This is a genomic window from Ruegeria sp. BF10 (assembly GCF_056538725.1).
This window is the reverse complement of record NZ_JBQFTR010000004.1, coordinates 333692-356919: the sequence shown is the minus strand read 5'-3', so window position 1 is coordinate 356919 and position 23228 is coordinate 333692. Positions and strand designations below refer to the sequence as shown.

At 58.3% G+C, this 23228-nt stretch carries 21 protein-coding genes and 1 tRNA gene; 11 read left to right on the top strand and 11 right to left on the bottom strand.

Translation table 11 applies throughout. From position 1 onward, the window contains the following. Positions 1-459: 459 nt before the first annotated feature. Positions 460-1074 carry a protein-methionine-sulfoxide reductase heme-binding subunit MsrQ gene (msrQ, locus tag ACR0DJ_RS16805; RefSeq protein WP_425079318.1) on the bottom strand — a complete coding sequence of 205 codons (615 nt, stop codon included), beginning with the start codon at positions 1072-1074 and terminating at the stop codon, positions 460-462. A gap of 4 nt (positions 1075-1078) precedes the next feature. Next, positions 1079-1981, bottom strand: a complete 903-nt coding sequence (msrP, locus tag ACR0DJ_RS16800) for a protein-methionine-sulfoxide reductase catalytic subunit MsrP (protein ID WP_480685737.1) — start codon at positions 1979-1981, stop codon at positions 1079-1081. A 331-nt stretch (positions 1982-2312) separates the two neighbouring features. Here msrP and ACR0DJ_RS16795 point away from each other — a divergent pair, with 331 nt between their 5' ends. Together ACR0DJ_RS16795 and ACR0DJ_RS16790 are read left to right on the top strand one after the other, a co-directional pair. Next, complete coding sequence (locus tag ACR0DJ_RS16795; RefSeq protein WP_171364160.1) at positions 2313-3128, top strand: cyclase family protein; 816 nt, start codon at positions 2313-2315, stop codon at positions 3126-3128. Between the two features lie 120 nt (positions 3129-3248). Beyond that, a complete protein-coding gene (locus ACR0DJ_RS16790; RefSeq protein WP_480686301.1) occupies positions 3249-3785 on the top strand; it encodes a hypothetical protein in 537 nt (178 codons plus the stop codon). A gap of 45 nt (positions 3786-3830) precedes the next feature. On the opposite strand, the gene clpB is transcribed toward ACR0DJ_RS16790, so the two are convergent. From clpB to ACR0DJ_RS16775, 3 genes are all read right to left on the bottom strand, one after another. Further along, positions 3831-6449 carry an ATP-dependent chaperone ClpB gene (clpB, locus tag ACR0DJ_RS16785; protein WP_480685725.1) on the bottom strand — a complete coding sequence of 873 codons (2619 nt, stop codon included), beginning with the start codon at positions 6447-6449 and terminating at the stop codon, positions 3831-3833. A gap of 126 nt (positions 6450-6575) precedes the next feature. Next, positions 6576-6893: a hypothetical protein gene (locus ACR0DJ_RS16780; RefSeq protein WP_170347371.1), complete on the bottom strand. Its 318-nt coding sequence runs from the start codon at positions 6891-6893 to the stop codon at positions 6576-6578. 93 nt (positions 6894-6986) lie between these two features. Then, entirely contained in the window at positions 6987-8243 is a 1257-nt protein-coding gene (locus ACR0DJ_RS16775; protein WP_480685723.1) for a tetratricopeptide repeat protein, read from the bottom strand. Positions 8244-8330: 87 nt separating this feature from the next. Between ACR0DJ_RS16775 and pyrF the strand changes: the two genes are divergently transcribed. Next, on the top strand, positions 8331-9041 hold the full coding sequence (pyrF, locus tag ACR0DJ_RS16770; protein WP_170347373.1) for an orotidine-5'-phosphate decarboxylase: 711 nt from the start codon (positions 8331-8333) through the stop codon (positions 9039-9041). A gap of 338 nt (positions 9042-9379) precedes the next feature. After that, a complete protein-coding gene (locus ACR0DJ_RS16765) occupies positions 9380-10633 on the top strand; it encodes a DNA polymerase IV (RefSeq protein ID WP_170347374.1) in 1254 nt (417 codons plus the stop codon). A gap of 2 nt (positions 10634-10635) precedes the next feature. Here ACR0DJ_RS16765 and ACR0DJ_RS16760 read toward each other — a convergent pair whose 3' ends face one another. Further along, a complete protein-coding gene (locus ACR0DJ_RS16760; RefSeq protein ID WP_170347375.1) occupies positions 10636-11496 on the bottom strand; it encodes an N-formylglutamate amidohydrolase in 861 nt (286 codons plus the stop codon). Between the two features lie 148 nt (positions 11497-11644). Here ACR0DJ_RS16760 and ACR0DJ_RS16755 point away from each other — a divergent pair. Next, positions 11645-11719, top strand: a tRNA-Val gene (locus ACR0DJ_RS16755). A gap of 90 nt (positions 11720-11809) precedes the next feature. Continuing rightward, positions 11810-11935: a type B 50S ribosomal protein L36 gene (ykgO, locus tag ACR0DJ_RS16750; protein WP_005648635.1), complete on the top strand. Its 126-nt coding sequence runs from the start codon at positions 11810-11812 to the stop codon at positions 11933-11935. Between the two features lie 56 nt (positions 11936-11991). Here the strand turns inward: ykgO and ACR0DJ_RS16745 are convergent, their stop codons facing one another. Further along, positions 11992-12438 (bottom strand): hypothetical protein, encoded by a 447-nt coding sequence (locus tag ACR0DJ_RS16745; RefSeq protein WP_480685721.1) that lies wholly within the window; start codon positions 12436-12438, stop codon positions 11992-11994. Positions 12439-12651: 213 nt separating this feature from the next. On the opposite strand from ACR0DJ_RS16745, the gene ACR0DJ_RS16740 reads away from it, so the two are divergent. The 3 genes from ACR0DJ_RS16740 (at position 12652) to ACR0DJ_RS16730 (ending at position 14856) form a co-directional block, all read left to right on the top strand. After that, positions 12652-13665, top strand: coding sequence for a Fe(3+) ABC transporter substrate-binding protein (locus ACR0DJ_RS16740; RefSeq protein ID WP_257599869.1), 1014 nt, complete (start codon positions 12652-12654; stop codon positions 13663-13665). A gap of 118 nt (positions 13666-13783) precedes the next feature. Then, positions 13784-14338, top strand: coding sequence for a helix-turn-helix domain-containing protein (locus tag ACR0DJ_RS16735; protein WP_257599868.1), 555 nt, complete (start codon positions 13784-13786; stop codon positions 14336-14338). Beyond that, complete coding sequence (locus ACR0DJ_RS16730) at positions 14335-14856, top strand: GNAT family N-acetyltransferase (RefSeq protein ID WP_425079326.1); 522 nt, start codon at positions 14335-14337, stop codon at positions 14854-14856. Before ACR0DJ_RS16735 ends, ACR0DJ_RS16730 begins: the two co-directional genes overlap by 4 nt. 214 nt (positions 14857-15070) lie before the next feature. Here the strand turns inward: ACR0DJ_RS16730 and ACR0DJ_RS16725 are convergent, their stop codons facing one another. The 3 genes from ACR0DJ_RS16725 to ACR0DJ_RS16715 form a co-directional block, all read right to left on the bottom strand. Beyond that, positions 15071-17863 (bottom strand): bifunctional aconitate hydratase 2/2-methylisocitrate dehydratase, encoded by a 2793-nt coding sequence (locus ACR0DJ_RS16725; protein ID WP_425079327.1) that lies wholly within the window; start codon positions 17861-17863, stop codon positions 15071-15073. Positions 17864-18043: 180 nt separating this feature from the next. Then, positions 18044-19381, bottom strand: a complete 1338-nt coding sequence (locus tag ACR0DJ_RS16720; RefSeq protein WP_480686300.1) for a serine hydrolase domain-containing protein — start codon at positions 19379-19381, stop codon at positions 18044-18046. Positions 19382-19514: 133 nt separating this feature from the next. Beyond that, positions 19515-20438, bottom strand: coding sequence for a LysR family transcriptional regulator (locus ACR0DJ_RS16715; RefSeq protein WP_480685715.1), 924 nt, complete (start codon positions 20436-20438; stop codon positions 19515-19517). 122 nt (positions 20439-20560) lie between these two features. Between ACR0DJ_RS16715 and cuyA the strand changes: the two genes are divergently transcribed. Next, positions 20561-21574, top strand: coding sequence for a D-cysteate sulfo-lyase (gene cuyA, locus ACR0DJ_RS16710; protein ID WP_480685713.1), 1014 nt, complete (start codon positions 20561-20563; stop codon positions 21572-21574). A gap of 3 nt (positions 21575-21577) precedes the next feature. After that, entirely contained in the window at positions 21578-22285 is a 708-nt protein-coding gene (cuyB, locus tag ACR0DJ_RS16705) for a cysteate racemase (RefSeq protein WP_480686299.1), read from the top strand. 50 nt (positions 22286-22335) lie between these two features. Here the strand turns inward: cuyB and ACR0DJ_RS16700 are convergent, their stop codons facing one another. After that, positions 22336-23220 carry a LysR family transcriptional regulator gene (locus tag ACR0DJ_RS16700; protein WP_480685711.1) on the bottom strand — a complete coding sequence of 295 codons (885 nt, stop codon included), beginning with the start codon at positions 23218-23220 and terminating at the stop codon, positions 22336-22338. Positions 23221-23228 lie beyond the last annotated feature (8 nt).

The window sequence follows — 23228 nt, the reverse complement described above, 5'->3', positions numbered from 1 at the left end:
CCTAAGAGCGCGATATACAGACATTCAATCCGTCGAAACGAACCAAACCGCCCACATATCTCTTCAGTTATCCATCAATGTCAAAGAGCATAACACCCAGAGCCAAAAACCAGACCGTTGCGCCAATCCCTCAGCGCGCCCGCCTAAATCCTAACCTCAGATGCCCCCGGCCTCTCCCGAGCGTCTCAACCGTCTTTCCAGTCCGTCAGGCCAGCTATCCGACCCATCAGCACCGCCTCAGCAGCGCCGGTGAAGGGGGTTCTAAGTATAACCAACAAAACCCGCAAGTGGAAAATACACAAAAACAGAAGAAATTCTTGAAAAGTTCATTTATAAAATAATTACAGATACTTAACTCAAGTCAATCAAGCGTGCTGCCGCCGCCAACCATGTAAAGGCAGGTCAGAATTCCCGGCTCAGCGCGTTATGCACATGATTACCCACAGACTCACCTCCGAGTCAGGCGGAATCGGCCCTGTTGGACCACAAAGACAGGTTGGGAGTCGGCAGGCGCAGGGCAAGCAGGGCGATGATGGTAGCCAGGTAAACAAGCGGCTTGATCTGAAATCCTTTTGCCAGCAAGAGGTAATGCATCGCCCCCAACAGTGCTGCCGCGTATACAAGACGGTGCAGCTTGCGCCAGCGCGGTCCCAGTCGGCGCACGGACCAGTTGTTGGAAGTCAACGCCAGCGGAAGCAGAAGAAGGAACGCCGTCATGCCGACCGTTATGTATGGGCGTTTCAGGATATCCGCCCAGATCTGGCTGGGAAGCTGCACATCCAGAACCAGCCACACTAGAAGATGCAACGCGACGTATACAAACGTGAGCACCCCGATCGCTCGGCGAAACTTTATCAGGTTGAGACCGACATGCCGGCGCAGGGGTGTGACCGCCAGACCGGCAATCAGCAACTGAAGGGCCAGTTCCCCATATCTGTGCTCCAACGCCTCAATCGGTTCGACCCCCAGACCACCGGTCAGGCCAAGATAAAACAGCCAGGGCGCGGGCAACGCCCCCAGCAGATATATCGCCCATACCGGAATACGGCGGAGTGTCTGGTTAATCGACTGCATGATTCTAATAGTTCTTGGCCAGATCCATGCCCTCGTAAAGACTGGCGACCTCTTGTTCATAGCCGTTGAACATCAGGGTCGGCTTACGTGACGCGAAAAGCCCGCCCCCGATCTCGCGTTCGGAAGCCTGAGACCAGCGTGGATGGTCCACGTTGGGATTCACATTGCTGTAGAACCCGTATTCGCGTGGATTGGACATGTTCCAGCTGGTGGGCGGTTCATCCTTGGTGAGCGTGATCCGAACGATCGACTTGATCGATTTGAAGCCGTATTTCCAAGGAACGACCAGACGCAAAGGCGCACCGTTCTGGTTGGGAATCGGGCGGTCGTAAATTCCGGTTGCCATGATCGTCAGAGGGTGCATCGCCTCGTCCAGGCGCAGGCCCTCTCGGTACGGCCAATCAAGAACGGGATACCGCGTTCCCGGCATCTCGTCCGGGCGATAGGCCGTCTCAAAAGCAACATATTTCGCACCGTCTTGCACGCCCGCCATATTGAGAAGGTCGGCCAGCTCAAATCCGTTCCACGGAATTACCATCGACCAAGCCTCAACACAGCGGAAGCGGTATATCCGCTTCTCTATCGTCATCTCGGACAGGATGGCCTGAAAATCATAGTCACCGGGACGGTCGACCAGACCGTCAATCGTGACGCTCCAGGGTTCGGTCACCAGCGTATGAGCATATTTCGCCGGGTCATCTTTTCCGGTCCCGAACTCATAGTAGTTGTTGTACGTGGTGATCTCTTCCCACGTGTTCGGCTCCAACCCATCCTGTGCTGCCGCCGGTTTGGCAATCGCAGTCAGGCCGACACCTGCCAGCCCGGCCATAACCTGCCTCCGGTTGAGAAACGCCGCCCGGGGGGTGACGTCGGCATGTGTCAAAGTGTTGGTCCAGCGATGCGCCATATGGGTCTCCGTCATGTGCAACAGTCAGTGGTGACGTAGTGCGCTGATAGCACAGAGCCACGGAAACAGGCGTAACGATTGAGCGACGTGATTGTAACGTTCCGATGTGACTGAGCATTCGAGTAACGTTTTCAGCACCGGAAACCATAGACCCGAGAACTTTTGGTGCCCGGCGGAAAACCGCGGTTTTCGTGGATTACCGTCAGAACACGGGCACAAAACTTTACAACTGCGGGCGCAAGGCTGCACTCTGTCATACGGGCGCCACGCCAAGCCGAACGCGAGGCAAGGCTGCGATTGCAGCCTTTTGGCCGCAATGGGAGGAAGAAAAATGTGTGATATCTGCGTAATGAATGCCGTCAAAGACAAGATGCTGTCTCGTCGCGGGTTCTTCAAAGCTGCCGCCGCTTCGGGTGTTGCAGCAGCCGCAACCGGGGCCGTCGCGCCGGCAGCATTGGCGGCCGGGCATGGCGGTGTCGAGGATATGACCCATACGCTGAGCCCGGATTTCCCGACATGGGGCGGCGAACCCGGCATTTCCGCCGAGCAAGCATTCAACTTTGCTGATCACGGCTTCAATCTGTTCAACCTGTCAATCAACGAACATACGGGCACGCATATCGATGCGCCGCTTCACTTCTCGGCGGATGGGACGTCGGTTGATGAAATCCCCGTCACAGATCTGGTCGCCCCCTTATGCGTCGTGGACATCGCCGCCCGAGCGGCCGAGGATGCTGACACGCGCGTCACCCCGGACGATCTGAAAGCCTGGATTGCGGCCAATGGCGATATCCCTGATGGTGCCTGCGTGGCGATGCACTCCGGATGGGCAGGCAAAACCGCCACGGATGAGTTCCGCAATTTCGACGGCGAAGCGCAGCATTACCCGGGCTTCCACGTTGAAGCCGCGCAGATGCTGATGGAAGAGACCGGAGCGCGATCAATTGCCGTCGATACCCTGTCTCTTGATCACGGCATGTCCGCAGATTTCGCGACGCATTACGCGTGGTTGCCGTCAGGCCGGTTCGGGATCGAATGTCTGGCTGGGCTGGATCGCGTGCCTGCGTCGGGTGCAACGCTGGTGATCGGCGCACCCAAGCACCAAGGGGGCACCGGCGGGCCGGCCCGGATCTTTGCGTTGATCTGACGAATGCCCGGGCGGCTGACCAACGCCCGCCCGGCCATTTTTTCGGCAGGGCCAAAACTCCGCCACAGTTGCAGACCAAGACTTCGTGCATTCTTGATCTGTTCGGGACACCCTGCCTCCATGTTGCTCAGACCACTTGTTGTTTCTCTGTCTTTGCTGTGCGGACCGGCATTGGCTGATGTTCAATCGTGCAAAAAGCTGTTTGAGCGCGCGCCGCAGGTCCTGAGCGATCTGAACCAGATCGGGTCGGAAGTTTATGAAGACAGCCATCCGGGCCTCGGCTATTCCGCCACTTTCGCAGACCCGTCCTCCAAGATCACGGTTTTCTTCTATGACCATCAACAAAGGGACGTCTCATCCGAAATGGCCCTTGAAAGCTTCAGGCAAGCTGCACGCGATATCGCTGCAATAGCTGCGCGGCGCGGTGCCGAGCTTGGCGAAATCAACGCCTATCAGTTGCGTGATCCGTCGCAGGTGTTGCCGTATCGGGCCGAGGCCAAGGCATCGGATGGCCTGTCCGAACTTCTGGCAGTCGGCGTCGTGGACAATTGTATTGTGAAGCTGAGGTTCACGGCCCAGTTTCCAATGGAGAAAGCGCAGGTCTGGATGAAGGTCCTCAGTGATTATCTGAACAAAGGCTATGGAAAGCCGACATGAAAAAGGCCCGCCTTTATGGCGGGCCTTTCAGTTCACGGTTTCAGATCAATGCACCACGGCATCATCCGGGCGGGGTCGTTCTGAAGTTCCCAACCGGTCACCGATGATCAGGCCATCGGGCCCGGCGGTCACTGGAACAGTCTCGCCGTCCTTGATCTCACCGGCCAGCAGAGCTTCGGCCAACGGGTTCTGCAAGGCGCGCTGGATGACGCGTTTCAGCGGGCGGGCACCGAAGACCGGGTCATAGCCTTCATTGGCCAGCCATTCCTTGGCGGCATCGTCCAGTACCAAGTCGATCTTGCGCGCGGCCAGGCGTTTGAGAAGACGACCCAGCTGGATGTCAACAATCGCAGCCATATCCGACCGTTTCAGCCGGTCGAAGATGATGGTTTCGTCCAGACGGTTCAGGAATTCGGGCCGGAAATGGGCTCGAACGGCATCCATCACGTCATGCTTGGCCTGCGCACTATCGGCACCCTCAGGCAATTGGCTGAGCGCCTGAGACCCGAGGTTCGACGTCAGGATGATCAGCGTCTGCTTGAAGTCCACGGTGCGGCCCTGACCATCGGTCAGAACGCCATCGTCCAGAACCTGCAACAGCACGTTGAACACATCCGGGTGCGCCTTTTCGACCTCGTCGAACAGCACGACCTGATAGGGCCTGCGCCGCACGGCTTCGGTCAGCACACCGCCTTCGTCATAGCCGACATAACCCGGAGGGGCACCGATCAGACGGGCAACCGCGTGTTTCTCCATGAATTCCGACATGTCGATCCGCACCATCGCGTTTTCATCGTCGAACAGATATTCGGCGACGGCTTTGGTCAGCTCGGTCTTACCGACACCGGTTGGCCCAAGGAACAGGAACGAACCCAGCGGCCGCCCTTCATCATTCAGACCGGCGCGGGCCCGGCGCACGGCGTTGGCCACAGCTGTAACGGCCTCGTCCTGGCCGACCACGCGGGCGTGCAGCGCTTCTTCCATGCGCAGCAGCTTGTCGCGCTCGCCTTCGAGCATTTTTGCGGTCGGGATGCCCGTCCAGCGTTCGACAACGCTGGCGATCTGTTCCGGACGCACCGTTTCCTCGGCCATCATAGCGTTGCTTTCGGCATTCTCGGCCTCGGACAGCTTTTTCTCAAGCTCGGGGATGATGCCATAGGACAGCTCACCCGCCTTGGCGAGGTTGCCTTCGCGCTTGGCGATTTCCAGATCAGCCCGCGCCTTGTCGAGCTGTTCCTTCAACTCCCGCGCGCCCGCCAGCTTGTCGCGTTCGGCCTGCCACTGCGCGGTCATCTCGGCCGATTTTTCCTGAAGTTCGGCAAGATCCTTCTGCAAGGTTTCCAGGCGATCCTTCGATGCCGCATCGTCTTCCCGCTTCAACGCCTCTTCCTCGATCTGCATCTGAAGGATCTGACGATCCAACTGGTCCAGTTCTTCAGGCTTGGAGTCCACCTCCATGCGCAGACGCGCGGCCGCCTCGTCGACAAGGTCGATGGCCTTGTCGGGCAGGAACCGGTCGGTGATATAGCGATGCGACAGGGTCGCGGCCGATACCAACGCCGAATCCGAAATACGGACTCCGTGGTGCAGCTCGTACTTCTCTTTGATACCGCGCAGAATGCTGATCGTGTCCTCGACCGTCGGTTCCTGAACCATCACCGGCTGGAACCGGCGCGCAAGGGCCGCGTCTTTTTCGACGTATTTGCGGTACTCGTCCAACGTGGTTGCGCCGATACAATGCAGCTCACCCCGAGCAAGCGCAGGCTTGATCAGGTTGGCAGCATCCATGGCACCGTCGGATTTACCCGCACCAACCAGCGTGTGCATCTCGTCGATGAACAGGATGATCTCACCGGCGGCCTCGGTGACCTCGGTCAGAACGGCCTTTAGGCGTTCTTCGAATTCACCACGGTATTTCGCACCGGCAATCAGCGCACCCATGTCGAGCGCAAGCAGCTTCTTGTCCTTCAGCGATTCCGGTACGTCGCCGTTGACGATGCGCAGGGCCATTCCCTCGGCAATCGCGGTTTTACCGACGCCGGGTTCACCGATCAGAACCGGGTTGTTCTTGGTGCGGCGCGACAGGACCTGCATCGCGCGGCGGATTTCCTCGTCGCGGCCGATGATCGGGTCGATCTTGCCTTCGCGGGCAGCCTCGGTCAGGTCGCGGGCATATTTCTTGAGCGCATCATAGCCCTCTTCCGCCGTTGCGGTGTCAGCAGTGCGACCTTTGCGGATGTCGTTGATGGCTTCGTTGAGTTTTTGCGCAGACACGGCACCGGCTTCCAGCGCCTCTTTGGCTTTGGATTTGACCATGCACAGCGCCATCAACACGCGTTCGACAGGCACAAAGCTGTCGCCCGCTTTGGTGGCGATCTTCTCGGCCTCGTCCAAAACCTTGGCAGTCTGGCCGTCCATGTAAATCTGGCTCGCATCGCCGCTGACTTTCGGGATCTTGCCCATTGCAGCATCGAGCGCCTCAACCACGCGGTCCGGCGCGCCGCCCGCGCGTGTGATCAGATTGCTTGCCAGCCCCTGATCGTCATCCATCAATGCCTTGAGTATATGTGTGGGCTCCAGCCTCTGGTGCCCCTCGCGCAGCGCAATGGTCTGCGCCGCCTGCACGAACCCCCGTGCCCGTTCGGTGAACTTGTTCAAGTCCATGATATTCTCCTTTTCCAAGCGCCCGGTGGATTTGCGCCCGCTTGGCAGCACGCAGTGGTCCGGGCCTTGACCTCAATCTGGGAAACTTCTCCGCAGCTTCAAGAGGCTAGAGAGTGAAAAAACGCCTCAACCACGCGGAATCGTATAGACGGTGTAGCCGCCGGTTTCGGCCACCTGCTGGGCGTCGTTCGTCTCGACCAGCGACTGCGCGGCGGCGCTGCCCGTGGGGCAGGATACAAGGTCGGCGGTGTGGTCAAGGAAATTGACTGTAAAGGCGGTTTCGCCGGTCAACTGGCACCAGTCATCCTCGGACCGATAACCGCCTACGAGGTAAAGGTCGTCATTGGTGGGGGCCGGTGCGGCACCGGTCTCGGGTGCGGTCGGCGGCGTGTCGGTGCAGGCCGCTATGGCCGCTGCCGCAGCCAGCGGAATGAGGTGCTTCATGGTCTGTCCCCTTGGTGCAATTCCGATTCAGAATGGCCGCACCATAGCACAGTTGAGACAGTGCGGGGAAACCATGTCCCCCGGCCTCGGGTCTCAATCGCCTTCGATCTGCCGGATCAGTTGTTGCGCCTCGTCATCGCCCTGCTCGGCCGCGAGGCGAAGAAACCTCCGCGCTTCTTCGACATCGCCGGTTTCATAGAGCAACCGGCCGAATTTGCGCTGCGATTTCATATCGCCGAGCTTTGCGGCCCTGCCCCAGAACAACAGGGCCGCTTCCGTGTCCTGGGGCACACCGTCCCGCCCGTGATAGGTCAAAGACCCGAGATTGTGCAGCGCCACGACATTGTTCTGCTTGGCCGCCTGGAAATAATAATCCAGCGCCTGTTCGATGTCCTTGGAGTAGCCGTTCTCGCCGATCTCGTAGATATAGCCCAGACGCGCCGCGGCATCGGCGCTGCCGTTTCGGGCCGCCATCTTCAGATAGTCGACCGCGCGCTGCATATCGCGCGTGACATGCGTGCCTTCGCGATAGATTACGCCTAGATGCAGCAGAGACGGCTCATATCCGAAGAACGCGGCCTTTTGATAATAGTACAGCGCCTTGTCGATGTCGGGCGCAACACCTTTCCCGTTTTCGTAGCCATACGCGACGTTGTGCATCCCCATCGGCAGACCGGTTTCGGCAGCGGCCATGTACCAGGCAAACGCGGTCTCGGCGTCCTCGGGAACGATCTCGCCATCATTATAGAGCGAGGCGAGCGTGTTCATCGCCAGCCCGCTGCCCTCCATCGCGGCCAGCTCCGAAAACTCGAGCGCCATTTCCAGCTTGCCACCCTTCATCAGAGCCCGGCCGAACGCGGCCACGACCTCGGCATCGCCATCCTGGTCTTTCAACAGCAGATCGGCGCAGATCGCCATCGCATTCTCGGCGTCCATGTCGGCCCATTTCACCCCGTCGAAGTAAGGCGACTGGCCCGGGGCGGCGGCAGCCGTCAGGCAGTCATACTCTCCGTCCGAAAAGTCGGGTTCTTGCGGCAGATCATCGGGGGCGGGTTCCGGCCGGGGGCGCAGGTCGGAGACCCGCAGGCGCCGTTGTGGTTCCTTGGGGGCGTCGGCCTTTGCAGGCGCAGGGGCCTCGCCGGTCAACCCCACCAGCAGGTCGCGCGCCAGCTGCGAATAGATCGGGCAATCGGCGTAGATCTGTGCAAACCTCTCGATGGCCGTCGCCGACCCGCTGTCCTTGACGTCCGCCCAGACCAGTCGGGCCTCGCCGCAATCCGTTTCACCGGCCCAGACCGCGCCCGCCCCGGCCAAAACAGCCGCCGAGGCCACCACACCCAACCGTATCATCCCGTATTTTCCTGCGTCTTTTCTTGTCTCAATGCGCCACACGCTCTACAGAAGCGCCGATCCCGTCAAGCCTGAAAGGTCGAACCAATGCCCCAAACCGCCGATGACCGCCTGATCGTCGCCCTCGACGTCCCCAACGCACTGGAAGGGCTGAAGCTGGCTGAGACGCTGGGCGACGCCGTTTCGTTCTACAAAATCGGCCTGGGCATGCTGACAGGCGGCGGGCTGGCACTGGCCAATGAACTCAAGCAGGAACACGGCAAGCGCATCTTTCTGGACATGAAGCTGTTCGACATCGGCAACACGGTGGAAAACGCAGTGCGGGGGCTGGCGCAGTTCGATCTGGATTTCCTGACCGTGCATGGCGACCCGCATGTGGTGCGTGCTGCCAAGGAAGGCGCAGCAGGCAAGGATCTGAAGATCCTGGCGGTGACCATCCTGACCTCGCTGAACCGCGACGATCTGGATGCCGGCATGATGAAGGCCGGTGACGTTCAGGACATGGTGGTGGAACGCGCCGCCCACGCCTTCGAGGCCGGGGCCGACGGCGTGATCGCCAGCCCGCAGGAGGCCGCCCTGATCCGCGCCCTGCCCCAGGCGACGGGCCGACTGATCGTAACCCCCGGCGTGCGTCCGGCAGGCGCGGCCCTGGGCGATCAAAAACGTGTGGCCACACCGGCCAGCGCCATCCAGGACGGAGCGGATCACATCGTAGTTGGCCGCCCCATTTATCAGGCCGAAGATCCGAAATCCGCGGCCGCAGCCGTTTTGACCGAGCTAAATTCTCTGAAAACGTGATTAGCAGGGTCATCGTTTCAGCAGGGATTCATGCTGAAATACCGCCACAACAGCTTGACCTTACGTCAATTTTTCGCGGATCCGCGCCAAATCGTCCCTGTGCCAGAAAACACACATTCAAAAAGCGAGTTTTTCAAAAGCGCGCTTTACCCTATCTCAGCCCGAAAATCTTGGCGATTCTTAAGGGGATTTACTCCCCAACGAACCTATTCTTCCTGAGGTTCGTTACTTCCCCCCCGCGAAGCGCGGGGGGTTCTTTTCTCTGAATGATCTTTGATCGATATCACTGGATGATATAAAGGACCCCCAAGACAACTGCGGAACACACGAGGACGCAGATGCCCGGTCTTTGCCGAGATTGCCTGACCCATTTGACAAACGAACGGCGCTGCACGGCCTGCGGCAGCCCCAGGATAAAGTCTCATCCCGAACTCTTTGACCTGTCCATCGCTCATATGGATTGCGATGCTTTTTATGCTTCGGTGGAAAAGCGGGACAATCCGGAACTGGCAGACAAGCCTGTCATCATCGGCGGCGGCAAACGCGGCGTCGTTTCCACGGCATGCTACGTGGCCCGAATTCGCGGTGTGCGATCCGCCATGCCCATGTTCAAAGCCCTGCAATTATGCCCCGATGCCGTCGTGATCAAACCACGCATGTCCGTGTATGCCCAGGTGTCACGGGACATCCGCGCCATGATGGACGAACTGACACCGGTAGTCGAACCCCTGTCCCTGGACGAAGCTTTCATGGACCTGTCCGGCACCGAACGCCTGCACGGAGCCCCCCCGGCCGCCATGTTGGCGCGCCTCGTCAAACGCATGAAAGATGAACTGGGTGTGACCGGATCCATCGGGCTGAGTCACAACAAGTTTCTGGCCAAGGTTGCCTCGGATCTCGACAAGCCCCGCGGGTTTTCGGTGATTGGCAAGGCCGAGACGGCAGAGTTTCTGAATGACAAACCCGTACGGTTGATCTGGGGGATTGGCCCCGCCGCGCAGGAATCGCTGGACCGTGCGGGGATTCGAACCTTCAACGACTTGCTGCGTTGGGATCAGGAGGCTCTGACTGCGCGTTTCGGCTCGATGGGGTATCGCCTGTGGCATTTGGCACGGGGTCAGGACAAACGGCGCGTTTCAGCCCATGAGCCGATGAAATCCATCAGCAATGAGACCACGTTTTTCGAGGACACCGCCAATATTGACGTTCTGGACGGACATTTGTGGCGCATGGCCCTGAAGGTCTCGGACCGGGCCAAGGCCAAGGATCTGGCTGGCCGGGTCGTTACGCTGAAGCTGAAGAAAGCCAACCACAAAGTTCTGACGCGGCGCGTGTCATTGCGGGACGCAACGCAGATCGCGGACAGGATTTATCGCACCGCAAAAGGGCTTTTCGATCAGGTGGGGGATCAGGGGCCGTACCGCCTGTTGGGGTGTGGGCTGTCTGACTTGTGCCCGGCGGATCAGGCCGACATTTCCGGCGACCTGCTTGACCCCGACGCGGTCCGCAGATCACAGGCCGAGCGCGCCACCGACCAAATCCGCCAGAGGTTCGGCCCGGAAGCAATCGTGAAGGGCCGCGCTTTGCGCTAGCTTCATTCCGCTGCCAGACGGAGAGGTTTTGAACCGATTTTGGATATGTCGCGCACCACCTGTCGGAGGAGTTTCGAAAACGTCATGAAATTGGCGTTCGGCGCAATCTTTTCTTCGTCCATGTACAAGGCCCGGTCGATTTCAATCTGGATCGCGTGTTGCTGGCGGGTGGGTCGGCCGTAAGTCTGCGTCACATAGGCCCCGGCAAACGGGGCATTGCGCACCACATTCAGACCTGCCGCAGCAAACGCCGATTCGATGAGGTCCACGATTTCGGGCGAGGCCGAAGCACCGAACCGATCACCCAGCACGATCTCGGGCCGTTTGTTTCGGATCGTACCGGCCATGGCGACCGCCTCATGCGGCATCGAGTGGCAATCCACCAGTATGGCCTGGCCGAATTTCTCATGTGATTCGGCCAGAAGGGATTTCAACCGTGCATGATAGGGTCGCCAGTAGGTGTCGATACGCAGCCGCGCCTCGTCCATGGTCAGCTTGCCGCTGTAGATTGCTCGTCCATTGGCCACAACGCGGGGAATCACACCCAGCCCTGATGCGACCCTGGGGTTGTGCCCATGCCTGCGGGCACCGCTGATCAACGCCGGGTCCAGTTCGTCCAGACTGCGATTCAGGTCCAGATAGGCGCGCGGCATGGTCGCTTTGATCAAAGGCGCGCCATTCTCGGCTGCTGCCGCAAACAATTGATCGACAAATGCGTCTTCCGAGGATCGAATCACACTTTGGTTCAGAACGGACCGCTTCAGAAACGCTTCGGGATAATTCCGCCCGCTATGCGGAGATGAAAAAACCACGCATGAACTGCGGTTTTCCGGCATATCCAATACAAAGGCTGCGTTCTGCATGATCCCTCCATCTTCGCAATCAACATAGACCGGAAAATAGTTCTGCCAAACCCCTTGAACCCTTTTGCGACTCCTTTTATAGACCCCTCCACCGGCGCGGGGTTCCGCGCCCCATTTCGTTATGGGGCTGATCACGCAAAGGGAAAGTGGGCGGTTAGCTCAGCGGTAGAGCACTTCGTTGACATCGAAGGGGTCACAAGTTCGATCCTTGTACCGCCCACCATGATTTCACTGTTCCGGAGATCCGGGACACCCGAGTAACCCAGGCGCTGGCCACGTCCTTGATGAAGGCGCCGCAGATTGGAGACAGACCATGAAGGTCAAGAACTCGCTCCGCTCGCTCAAGAATCGGCACCGCGACTGCCGTGTTGTGCGTCGCAAAGGCCGCGTCTACGTTATCAACAAGACGCAGCGCAAGTTCAAAGCTCGCCAGGGCTGAGAACGGCGAAACACCGCTTCAAAGAGCCGCGCCTTCGGGCGCGGTTTTTTTTGTGCCTACCCGGCCCCGCGGCCCCACCTGCGCATCGCCCGCAGCAGCCAGATGATGCAACAGACCGCCATCGCGTAGGGGACTGAAACGAACAGGGCGAACCCTGCCTTTATCGGCCAGCCGACGCCCAATCGTTCGGGGGAAAAGACCATGCGCTCGGCCTGGTCCCGCAAATGTGGCGCAACACCGCGCATCCGCTCATCGGTCGTGAAACCGTCAAGATCCACACCCATTGCAAGCAACTCCAGATCAAGCGCGTAGTCGCGCCACCACGAAAACAGGATGGTCAGACCGACGACGACCACGAAGCTCCAGGTGAACCCGGACGGAAAGCCGGGCTGCTTGACGCAAATCCAGACCGGCCCCGCGACCAGCCCGAGAAGCAACAGCAGCGTCACAGCATCCAGCAATACTTCGACCAGTTCGACAGCCCTTCCTTCATTTGCACACAACCGACCCGACACCTGCGCGCTTGCCGGTTTCCGACGGCGCCCTACCAACTGACCCCGACATCGTTAACAAATGATAAAGCCCCTGCTGCCGCTGCGGCATTTTTTACCAAGTATTTTTGTCAGATTTCCTTGCATCCCGCTCGAATTCCTTTAATTGAGCAAATCAGTCGGGAAATTCCCACTCATGAGAATCGACAACCGGGACATACACAGATGAAAACCACCCGCTTTATCGCCGCCGCCCTGTCGGCCCTGATCGCCGGATCGGCCGCCGCCGAAGGCGAACTGAACCTTTATTCGTCGCGCCACTATGACACCGACGAACGCCTCTACACCGATTTCGAAGAAGCGACCGGAATCAAGATCAACCGGATCGAAGGCAAGGCGGATGAATTGATCGCGCGTATGGAAGCCGAAGGCGCGAACTCTCCGGCAGACGTCATGCTGACGGTCGACACGTCTCGCCTGGCGCGTGCCAAAGATGCCGGCATTCTGCAAGCAATCGACAGCGAAACCCTGGAAGAGCGCATCCCCGCCAACCTTCAGGACGAAGACAACCAGTGGTTCGGCTTTTCACAGCGCGGTCGGATCATCTTTTACAACAAGGAAAACGTTGCCAATCCGCCGGCCACTTACGCGGACCTGGCCAAGCCGGAATACAAGGGCCTGATCTGCATCCGGTCCTCGACCAACACCTACAACCAGACCCTGCTCGCTTCGATCATCACACATGAAGGCGCCGAAGCTGCAAAATCCTGGGCCGAAGGCGTTGTCGCCAACATGGCCCGAGACCCGCAGGGCGGTGACACCGACCAGTTGCGTGGCATCGTTTCGGGTGAATGCGATATCGCTGTGTCGAACACCTACTACTATGCGCGGGCTATCCGCAAAGACGTCAAAGGCCTGTCCTCTGACCTCGACAAGATCGGCTGGGTCTTCCCCAATCAGGACAGCTATGGTGCGCATATGAACCTGTCGGGCGGTGGCGTCGCGGCACATGCGCCGAACAAGGAAAACGCAATCCTGTTCCTGGAGTATCTGGCAAGCGATCAGGCGCAGAAGTACTTCTCGGCGGGCAATGACGAATTCCCGGCAGTACAGAGTGTTGAACTGGCGGAATCGGTAAAGGCACTGGGTGAGTTCAAAGCTGACGACGTGAACCTGTCTGAGGTCGCAAAGAACATCCCGGAAGCACAGAAAATCTTCAACGAAGTCGGCTGGAAGTAATCCGCCACATCGTCAGAGGCTTACGAAGGGTGCGGAGTTTCCGCGCCCTTTTTCATTTACACAACCATATTTCTTTTGTACTTTTCCCGTTAATGAAAACTCCTCTCGTTTGTGATCCATGCTCGACAACCTCTCAAACCGCCTTGCCGTCCGTTTGAACGATCTCCGCCACGGGCGCGGATGGTCGCTGGATCAACTGGCCGCTCACAGCGGAATCAGCCGCGCCACGCTGTCCCGCATGGAGAAAGGAGAGGTCAGCCCCACCGCTGAGAATCTTGGCCGCCTCTGTGCCGCTTATGGCCTGCCGATGTCCCGGCTTTTGATGATGGTCGAAGACAGCTTTGACCCCAAAGTGCCGTTTGAACGCCAGACCGAATGGCGCGATCCCGAAACTGGCTTTACCCGCCGTGCAGTTTCACCCCCTGCAAACGGCCTGAACGCCGAGGTCGTGGAATGCCACCTGCCGCGCGACACGGTCATCACTTACGAGGCGCCGCCCAAGTCCGGGCAGGAACACCATCTGGTCCTGATCGACGGCGCACTGACACTGACTGTTGACGGAACACCCCATGCGCTGAGCGCCGGAGATTGCCTGCGCTATCACCTGTCCGGCCCGACCAGATTCGAAACAGGCGCATCTCGCGGTGCGCGTTATCTCTTGGTGCTGATATGATCTCGCGTCTGACCGATCCCGATTTCAGCGCGGCAGTAGATGATCTGGCGGAAATCCTCCACGCCTGTGTGCATGACGGGGCCAGCATCGGCTTCGTCCTTCCGTTTACCGAGGGTGACGCACGAAACTACTGGCTGCAAAAAGTTCGGCCCGGGCTGAAATCCGCTGCATTGGAGCTGTTTGTCCTCCACGACAACGGGCGCATTCAGGGCACGGTGCAACTGATCCCCGCGACCATGCCCAATCAGCCGCACCGCGCCGATGTCGCAAAGCTTCTGGTGCACCCGAACGCCAGACGGCGCGGTTTTGGCCGCGCCTTGATGCAAGCCCTCTTTCAACGAACGACAGAGTTGGAACGCACGATGCTGGTTCTTGATACCCGCAGCACCGACCCTTCTCGATTGCTCTATCTGGACCTTGGGTTTCAGATCGCCGGGGAAATTCCGAACTACTGCCGGAACCCGTTCGAAACCAAATTGGAACCCACAACTTACATGTATAAAGAGCTGTCAGCCTGACGCCAAACAGCGACCGTATGACCGTGGGACATGGATTTTCCATGATTTTCCATGTGGTCCACGCGAAGCCGTGCGAAAGGTTCGGGGCATCCCTATGCCGCGCCTTTGGGTCAGAGTCATCGCGGCACGCGCTGCAACCAGGCCTGAACGCATTCGGATTCAATCGCCCGGCCACCTTCAGGGGTGACCGGGCAATCAATGAAGTGCCTTGCGTTCAGAAATGCGCTGACTTCGTGCCTGCGGGCTTTTCCATCGGAGGCGCAAATTTGGTCAGGTCGATACCCTTCACGGCCGACTTGTATTCCTCGGCGGTCGGCATCCGGCCCAAAACAGCCGACAGCACCACCACCGGGGTCGATGCCAGCAGGGATTCGCCTTTCTTGTCCGCCGCGTCCTCAACAACACGCCCCTGGAACAGGCGTGTGGACGTGGCCAGGACAGTATCGCCCTTTGCGGCTTTCTCCTGGTTGCCCATGCAGAGGTTACATCCCGGACGCTCCAGATACAGGATGTTCTCGTATTCCGTCCGCGCTTTGCTCTTTGGGAACAGATCGTCGAATTCAAAGCCTGAATACTTCTGAAGAATGCTCCACTCGCCTTCTTCCTTAAGCTCATCGATAATGTTGTAGGTGGGCGCAGCAACGACCAGCGGGGCCTTGAACTCTACCGTGCCCTTCTCCTGCTCGATGTTTTTCAGCATCTGCGAGACGATGACCAGATCGCCCTTGTGCACCATGCACGATCCAACAAATCCCAGATCGACCTTCTTTTCCCCCTTGTAGTGGGAAACCGGCCGGATCGTGTCGTGGGTGTAACGCTTGGATACATCGGCGTTATTGACATCCGGGTCGGCGATCATGGGTTCGCTGATCTCATCCAGGTCAACCACCAGCTCGGCAAAGTACTTGGCGTTTTCGTCCGGTTTCAGGGCAGGCTTTTCACCCGACTTGATTTCCGCGATCCGCGCATCGGCCTTGTCGATCAGGCCTTGCAGTGTCCGGGCCTCGTTATCCATTCCTTTGTCGATCATGATCTGGATACGGCTTTTCGCGATTTCCAGAGATTCGATCAACGTGTCATCCGCTGAGATGCAGATCGACGCCTTGGCCTTCATCTCGGCCGTCCAGTCGGTGAAAGTGAATGCCTGATCCGCCAGCAACGTTCCGATATGAACTTCGATGATCCGGCCCTGGAACACGTTGTCACCGAATTTCTTCAGCATCTGCGCCTGGGTGGCGTGAACCACATCGCGGAAATCCATGTGATCCGCCATCTGACCCTTGAACGTCACCTTGACCGATTCCGGAATCGGCATGGTGGCTTCGCCGGTGGCCAGCGCCAGTGCAACAGTACCCGAGTCAGCACCAAACGCGACGCCTTTGGACATACGCGTATGCGAGTCGCCGCCGATGATGATTGCCCAGTCATCCACGGTGATGTCGTTCAAGACCTTGTGAATCACGTCTGTCATCGGGTGATAAACACCTTTGGGGTCACGCGCGGTGATCAGGCCAAAGTTGTTCATGAATTTCATCAGTTTTGGGATATTTGCCTGCGCTTTGGAATCCCAAACCGAAGCTGTATGACAGCCAGACTGATAGGCGCCGTCAACGGTGGACGATATCACTGTCGCCGCCATGGCTTCCAGTTCCTGCGCCGTCATCAGACCGGTGGTGTCCTGCGAACCGACGATGTTGACCTTCACCCGAACGTCCGAGCCCGCATGCAGAACTTTGCCTTCGGCCACGCCAACCGCGTTCTTGTTGAATATCTTTTCAACCGCCGTCAGGCCCTGCCCTTCATGCGAGATCTCCTTGGACGGTGCGAAAGCGGATTTCAGCTCGAGACCGAGCGTCTCGGCCGCGAATGTCTGGAGCTTTTTGCCAAAGACAATGGCATAAGAACCTCCGGCCTTTATGAATTCGATCTTTTGCGGCGTGAAGGACGATGACAGATCGACCAGTTCTTTGTCGCCTGCATCATTGTACAGCTTTTTGTCCTTGGTGTTGATGGTCAGCACCGTTCCGGTCTCGACGGAATATTTCTGCTCGAGGATAGGATTGCCGTCATTGTTCAGAATCGGCTTGCCGTCGGCATCCACTTTCTTGACCCAGTTCTTGAGGTCGATGCCGATCCCGCCGGTTACGCCGACGGTGGTCAGAAAGATCGGTGAAATCCCGTTTGTACCGGCAACAACCGGCGCGATGTTCACGAAAGGCACATAGGGGCTGGCTGGCTTTCCGGTCCACAATGCGACGTTGTTGACACCGGACATGCGCGACGATCCAACGCCCATCGTCCCTTTTTCAGCAACCAGCATGACACGCTTGTCCGGATGCTGCTTTTGCAAGTCCTGAATCTCGGCCTGTGCTTCAGGTGAGATCATGCACTTGCCGTGCAATTCACGGTCCGACCGCGAATGCGCCTGATTGCCGGGCGACAGAAGGTCGGTCGAAATATCCCCTTCGGCCGCCACATAGGTCACAACCTTGATTTCTTCTTCGATGTCGGGAAGCCGGGTAAAGAACTCGGCCTTGGCATAGCTTTCCAGAATGTCCCTGGCGACGGGGTTCCCGGCCTCAAACGCCGCTTTCAACCGGTCCGTGTCTGCGTCGTACAGGAACACCTGTGTTTTCAGAACTGCCGCCGCCTTCTGCGCAATCTCTGCGTCGTCGCCCAGCGCCAGATCAAGCAGAACATCCACCGACGGGCCGCCCTTCATATGCGACAGCAATTCAAACGCGAAATCCTGCGAGATTCCTTCGACCGTCGCCTCACCCAGGATGATCTCTTTCAGAAAGCGCGCCTTTTCACCTGCGGCGCTGGTTGTGCCCGGAAGCGTGTTGTAGATGAAATAGTTCAGTGAATCTGCGCGATGCGCGTGACCCGCATCTTTGATCTGCCCGATGATTTCCTGCAAAAGGGCACCGTCTTCGATGGGTTTGGGGTGCAGGCCCTGTTCTTTGCGCGTCTCGATTTCGTTCAGGTATTCTGTGTAAAGGCTCATGACGGTTCCGACCATTTAGCTGATGCACCGGGTCACGAAAAAGCCCGGCATCTTGAATTTGTATGCGGCGGTATACCAAATCATGCCAGCAATCAAGTCACCGATCTGCGACCCGGTGTCCTGCCCCACGGGCGATGCCCGCCGCAATGTCGGGCGGTGCGTCGATGGGAATGCGATCCCCTACCCCCCGAAAGCCGCAATAAGCGCTTTCGCCAAGGGCAAAGAAGAATAGCCCAACCGTGAAGGTGTAAGCCCCATCCGCACGACCACCATGTCACGCGACGGGAAAACTCCGATGGACTGACCGTCATGCCCTTGCAGCCAAACCGCATCTTCGAACGGTGGCAGGTCGCCCGGCGACTTCAACCAAAGATGACCCTTGGCATATTCCCCGTCAGACGCCGCAACGGGCTCGAACATCCAGTCCACAAAACCTGTGGGCAAGATCTGTGCGCCGTCCCACACCCCTTTTTGCAGCAGAAACTGGCCATACCTCGCCCAGTCACGGGCCGTGGCGTACATATAGCTGGACCCGATGAATGTATCGGCGACATCTGTCTCGATGATCGCCGAAGTCATGCCGAGCGGCTCAAAAAGCGCATCCCGAGGATGGCTCAAACCGCCATCGGGCAGCTTGTCCTGCCACACCCGGGACAACACGGTGGACGTGCCGGAGGAATAGTTGAAATCGGTTCCAATGCCGGCTTCCAGTGCACGGTCAGCAGCGAAACTGGCCATGTCATCGCTGAGATACAGCATCCTGGTCACGTCTGACACGTCTCCGTACTCTTCATTCCATTGCAGACCGCTTGTCATTGCCAGCATGTCCGCAACAGTAATGTCTCGCCTTGCGTCTTCTGCCCATTCGGGAAAGCTGTCGACGAGGGTGTCCGATACATTCATCCGGCCCGCGTTGATCAACGTTCCGATCAGCCCCGCTGTGACCGTCTTGGTCATGGACCAGCCCAGCAACGGCGTGTCGGCGTCGAACCCTTCCGCATAGCGTTCGGCCACGATGCGCCCGCCTTGAACCACCACTACGGCGCGGTATCCTTTGCCAAGCAGCTTGTCATCCGACAAGACGGCCTGAATTTTGGGATCATCAGACAGCGCAACGTCGTTTCCCGTTGGCCAAAGGCCGGGCATCGGGGACTTGGCGGCTTCAAACCGCTGCGCACTCAGGGATGTAGCATGCACGTTGGTGCAGCCAAACCCCGGCCGGAACTGCGACGTGGCGGGCGCGAAGAACCGAAAGAGCCGCGCGTGAACAGTCTGCGCCTGTCGATCGACCTCAATCGAAACATGTTTGAGCAGCGGATGCCCCGGGGCCTGCACATCCACCGTAAGGACCTCGTCCGGATCACGTCCTGCAATGAAAACGTTCGAACAGACGATCTTGGCCGAGTAATTCGTACCCACTTTCAGCAAGTCCGGCGGGGCGATCAGCAGATAGCCAAGCACTCCCACGATGCCCAGAACCACGACACCTAGACCCGTTTTCAATATCTTCCTGAACACCCGCAGACCTGCCCTGTTGCTGTCTTTTCAGCACAGGTTAGATACATCCAGCTCGGTTTTGCCACTATTCCGTTGCGTATTCTTCCGACGCTGACCGGCAGACCCGGCGTTTCTCTCTTTCTCTGTGAATTGCTCAGATCGCCTCGTTGCTTTGATCCTGCGACAACCAAAAGCTTTGCAACTGCCCTGCGAGACGTTGCCAAATCTGTTCACTGTACTCTGACTGCGGTCCAGCCAAACGGACCATTCTTATTGTCAACGCCTGTGCAGGCAGAGCTTCTTCAACGCTTACAAGCTGCCCCTGAGCAAGCGGCGTGGCGACCAAAGAGTGGGGTAGCCATGCAACGCCGATTTCATTCACGGCATATTGCAGCATTGCCAAAGTCAGGGCCGTCTCGGCTTTGGCCATGATTCTGGTTTTGTCGGGCAAACGCGGTGCAATCAATCGGGAAAACACCTGCCCAAGAAAGACATCAGGCGGGTAGACAATCGCGGGAATGGTCTTGCCATCCAATTCCCTGCGCATTGCCGGGGCACATACCGGGATCAAAGTATCAGCACCAAGCGACTTTGCCTCAAACGCATTTTCGAGGTTGTGCACCCTGCCGTCCGAGATCGCGTACATGATCGCGAAATCGACTTCCTTCGAGATCAGCTGCAACAGACACTCGTCCTGATTCCCCGATCGCACCTGAACCGAGATATCGCTGTTTTCGGTCAACATCCGGACCACTTTCGGCGAGACGGTTGTCGTCAGAGCATGTTGGCACACAAGCGACAACGACTGGCTGGCCTGATCGCTTTCTGTTTTCAAACTGTGACGCAGTTTGTGCAGGCGCGCACTCAGCTCGCGCAGTTCAGGTTCCAACGCCTGAACGCCCGGCATCAGGGATACGGGTTTGCGGCGACGGTCAAACAGGGTCGCACCAATACTGCCTTCGATGAGCCGCACCCGACGGGTAAAGGCAGATTGAGTCAGCAGCCGTTTTTCCGCGGCGCGTGTCAGCGATCCGTTGTCCAACACGGCCAATATGTCATCGATCCATTCAAGGCGCATGTGTACCAGATACCGCAGCCTTGATTAACATGCAATTGTTGCAACATATTTGCTGAATTTCGAATTAGCAGTGCGGTAATTCAAAGTGTAAATTGACGAAAATCAATATTAGGAATTGTGATATGCATCTCGCCCGCTTCCCCCGCCTTCACCTCGCCCATCTGCCGACACCGCTTGAACCGATGAAGCGGCTTTCCAAAGAGCTGGGTGTGGAAATCTGGATCAAACGCGACGATTGCACCGGCATGTCAACCGGCGGCAACAAGACACGCAAGCTGGAATTCCTGATGGCCGAAGCGGAAGCGCAGGGCGCGGACATGGTGATGACGCAAGGTGCCACACAAACCAACCACGGTCGACAAACCGCAGCGTTTGCCGCCAAGCTGGGCCTTGATTGCCATATTCTTCTGGAAGATCGCACCGGCTATCAAGATGGCAACTACAATACAAACGGCAATGTCCTGCTGGACCACTTGCACGGCGCGACCACCCAGAAGTTTCCCGGGGGTCACGATATGCCGGGCGAAATGGAAAAGGCTGCCGAGAAGAAACGGGCAGAAGGCCGCAATGTCTATGTCATTCCCGGCGGCGGCTCGAACCCGACCGGGGCGCTGGGCTATGTAAACGCGGCCTTTGAACTGCTGGGGCAGGCCAATGACAGCGGATTGCGGATTGACCGGCTGGTACATGCAACCGGGTCGTCCGGTACGCAGGCAGGTTTGGTGACAGGAATGTGCGCCATGAATGCGCAGGTGCCGGTGCTTGGCATCGGGACAAGGGCACCTCGGCCAAAGCAGGAACAGATGGTTTACGACCTCGCCTGCAAGACAGCCGAAAAACTGGGGTGCGCAGGCGTGGTAAAGCGCGAAGATGTCATGGCCAATACTGACTATGTCGGCGAAGGCTATGGCCTGCCCACTGAAAGCGGCATCGAAGCGATCCAGATGTTTGCTGAATTGGAAGGTATCCTTCTGGATCCCTGCTACTCGGCCAAGGGCGCTGCGGGCCTGATCGATCTGGCGCGCAAAGGCGAGTTCAAAGACCAGCGGGTCGTTTTCCTTCACACGGGCGGCGCCGCGGCTTTGGCGGGGTATGACTTTGCGTTCGATCACAAAAACCGCTGGGTGAATATCTGAGCAATGATGCTGCGCCCCATCGGCATTCTTGGCGGCATGGGCCCCGAGGCAACGATCCTCCTCCAGCGCAAGCTGGTGGAGGCTGTACCGGTGCGCGATGATCGGGACCACATTCCGCTTCTGATCGACATGAACACACAGGTGCCATCGCGGATCGCGCATCTGATCGAAGGGTCGGGCGAAGATCCGGGGCCGACACTGGCGACGATGGCGCGACGTCTTCAGGATGCCGGCGCCGTGGCGCTGGCAATGCCCTGCAACACGGCGCATCACTATGCCAAGGCGATCACCGATGCCGTGACCGTTCCGCTGTTGAATATGGTTGATCTGGCTGCGGATCACGCCGCCGGGACACTCGGGAAGGGTGGGTGCGTTGGTGTGCTCGCGTCTCCGGCGGTGCGCCGTACTTGTCTTTTCGAAACAGCCCTGCAAGCGCGCGGGCTGTCGACCGTTTGGTCCACGGATGACGACGCGATGCTGGCGGCGATCCGCGCGATCAAGGTCAACGGCCAAAGCGACAAGGCGCGCGAAACGCTGCGCGCGTCTTCAAAGGCACTGGTCGAGGCGGGGGCAGACTTGCAGTTTGTCGCTTGCTCCGAGTTTTCACTCATTGCCGACAGCGTCGCGGACGACGCCAATGCAGTGGACACGGTCGATCTGCTGGTCCGCGCGATCGTCAGTTTTTCTCAGACGGGCTGCAATGCGAGTTAGCGTAGGGCTTTTTCAACGGCAGTCGGTGGGCCCATTATGGTTTTGCCCGGTCACAACCGCTGCCAAAGCTGGTACGCGATCTGATCCAAGCTGGCCGGATTGGAAAAGGCTGAAATCGTCAATGTCGCGCACCATGCATCATCACCGACCGGTACCAATACCCCCTGATCAAGTTCCTCGGCAATCGCCGTTTCGGGCATCCAGGCAAATCCGCTGCCTGTCATCAATCGTCGCTTGATCGTTTCGACCAGACTATCGACATAAATCGTCTCGGTATTCTGGGGTTTCCGGTCAACGGTGTTTTCGACGACCATGCCCAAAAACGACGATCGGTCATAGGCCAGATAGGGGATCGGCGGGCCATCCTGTCTGGATAAATCCCACCCCATTGTCCGTACCGGCTCAATAGTAGCTACCGGGATCAGACGATCCTTCAGCAGATCCTTACGCTCGAACGCGGTTTCGTCGATCATGGGCGAGACAGAATGGTGATAGTAGCACAGCAGGATATCCACCGCGCCTTCGACCAAAAGATCACAGCAGGTGCTCAGAGAATCGGACAGGACGCGCGTGCGCAGATCCGGGATCTGTTTCTGCAATTCCTCTATGCGGGCTGCCAAAAAATTAACCGCAATGGTATGCAGAACCGAAAATCGGATGAACCGACTGTCGCCCCGGTCGGCGTCCCGCAGGGATTGGCGGGATTCTGACAGCTGTGAAATCGCCGCCTGAGCAACAGGCAGGAATTGTTTGCCGGCCTCGGTCAATTGCACGGGATAGGTTGCCCGATTGACCAAGGGCAGCCCGACCCAGCTTTCCAACGCCTTGATTCTGCGACTGAATGCGGATTGCGTGATGTTACGCTCATCCGACGCACGGGTGAAGTTTAAGGTCCGGGCGAGGCATTCAAAGTCGCGTAGCCAATTCAGATCCAATGCGTATC

Excerpts from the sequence above, each read along its gene's own strand:
- clpB (WP_480685725.1), bottom strand. The coding sequence starts at position 6,449 with ATGGACTTGAACAAGTTCACCGAACGGGCACGGGGGTTCGTGCAGGCG.
- pyrF (WP_170347373.1), top strand. The coding sequence starts at position 8,331 with ATGCCCCAAACCGCCGATGACCGCCTGATCGTCGCCCTCGACGTCCCC.
- ACR0DJ_RS16765 (WP_170347374.1), top strand. The coding sequence starts at position 9,380 with ATGCCCGGTCTTTGCCGAGATTGCCTGACCCATTTGACAAACGAACGG.
- ACR0DJ_RS16725 (WP_425079327.1), bottom strand. The coding sequence starts at position 17,863 with ATGAGCCTTTACACAGAATACCTGAACGAAATCGAGACGCGCAAAGAA.
- ACR0DJ_RS16790 (WP_480686301.1), top strand. The coding sequence starts at position 3,249 with ATGTTGCTCAGACCACTTGTTGTTTCTCTGTCTTTGCTGTGCGGACCG.
- ACR0DJ_RS16780 (WP_170347371.1), bottom strand. The coding sequence starts at position 6,893 with ATGAAGCACCTCATTCCGCTGGCTGCGGCAGCGGCCATAGCGGCCTGC.
- cuyB (WP_480686299.1), top strand. The coding sequence starts at position 21,578 with ATGATGCTGCGCCCCATCGGCATTCTTGGCGGCATGGGCCCCGAGGCA.
- ykgO (WP_005648635.1), top strand. The coding sequence starts at position 11,810 with ATGAAGGTCAAGAACTCGCTCCGCTCGCTCAAGAATCGGCACCGCGAC.
- ACR0DJ_RS16775 (WP_480685723.1), bottom strand. The coding sequence starts at position 8,243 with ATGATACGGTTGGGTGTGGTGGCCTCGGCGGCTGTTTTGGCCGGGGCG.
- cuyA (WP_480685713.1), top strand. The coding sequence starts at position 20,561 with ATGCATCTCGCCCGCTTCCCCCGCCTTCACCTCGCCCATCTGCCGACA.
- ACR0DJ_RS16740 (WP_257599869.1), top strand. The coding sequence starts at position 12,652 with ATGAAAACCACCCGCTTTATCGCCGCCGCCCTGTCGGCCCTGATCGCC.
- ACR0DJ_RS16715 (WP_480685715.1), bottom strand. The coding sequence starts at position 20,438 with ATGCGCCTTGAATGGATCGATGACATATTGGCCGTGTTGGACAACGGA.
- msrQ (WP_425079318.1), bottom strand. The coding sequence starts at position 1,074 with ATGCAGTCGATTAACCAGACACTCCGCCGTATTCCGGTATGGGCGATA.
- msrP (WP_480685737.1), bottom strand. The coding sequence starts at position 1,981 with ATGGCGCATCGCTGGACCAACACTTTGACACATGCCGACGTCACCCCC.
- ACR0DJ_RS16735 (WP_257599868.1), top strand. The coding sequence starts at position 13,784 with ATGCTCGACAACCTCTCAAACCGCCTTGCCGTCCGTTTGAACGATCTC.
- ACR0DJ_RS16760 (WP_170347375.1), bottom strand. The coding sequence starts at position 11,496 with ATGCAGAACGCAGCCTTTGTATTGGATATGCCGGAAAACCGCAGTTCA.
- ACR0DJ_RS16795 (WP_171364160.1), top strand. The coding sequence starts at position 2,313 with ATGTGTGATATCTGCGTAATGAATGCCGTCAAAGACAAGATGCTGTCT.
- ACR0DJ_RS16730 (WP_425079326.1), top strand. The coding sequence starts at position 14,335 with ATGATCTCGCGTCTGACCGATCCCGATTTCAGCGCGGCAGTAGATGAT.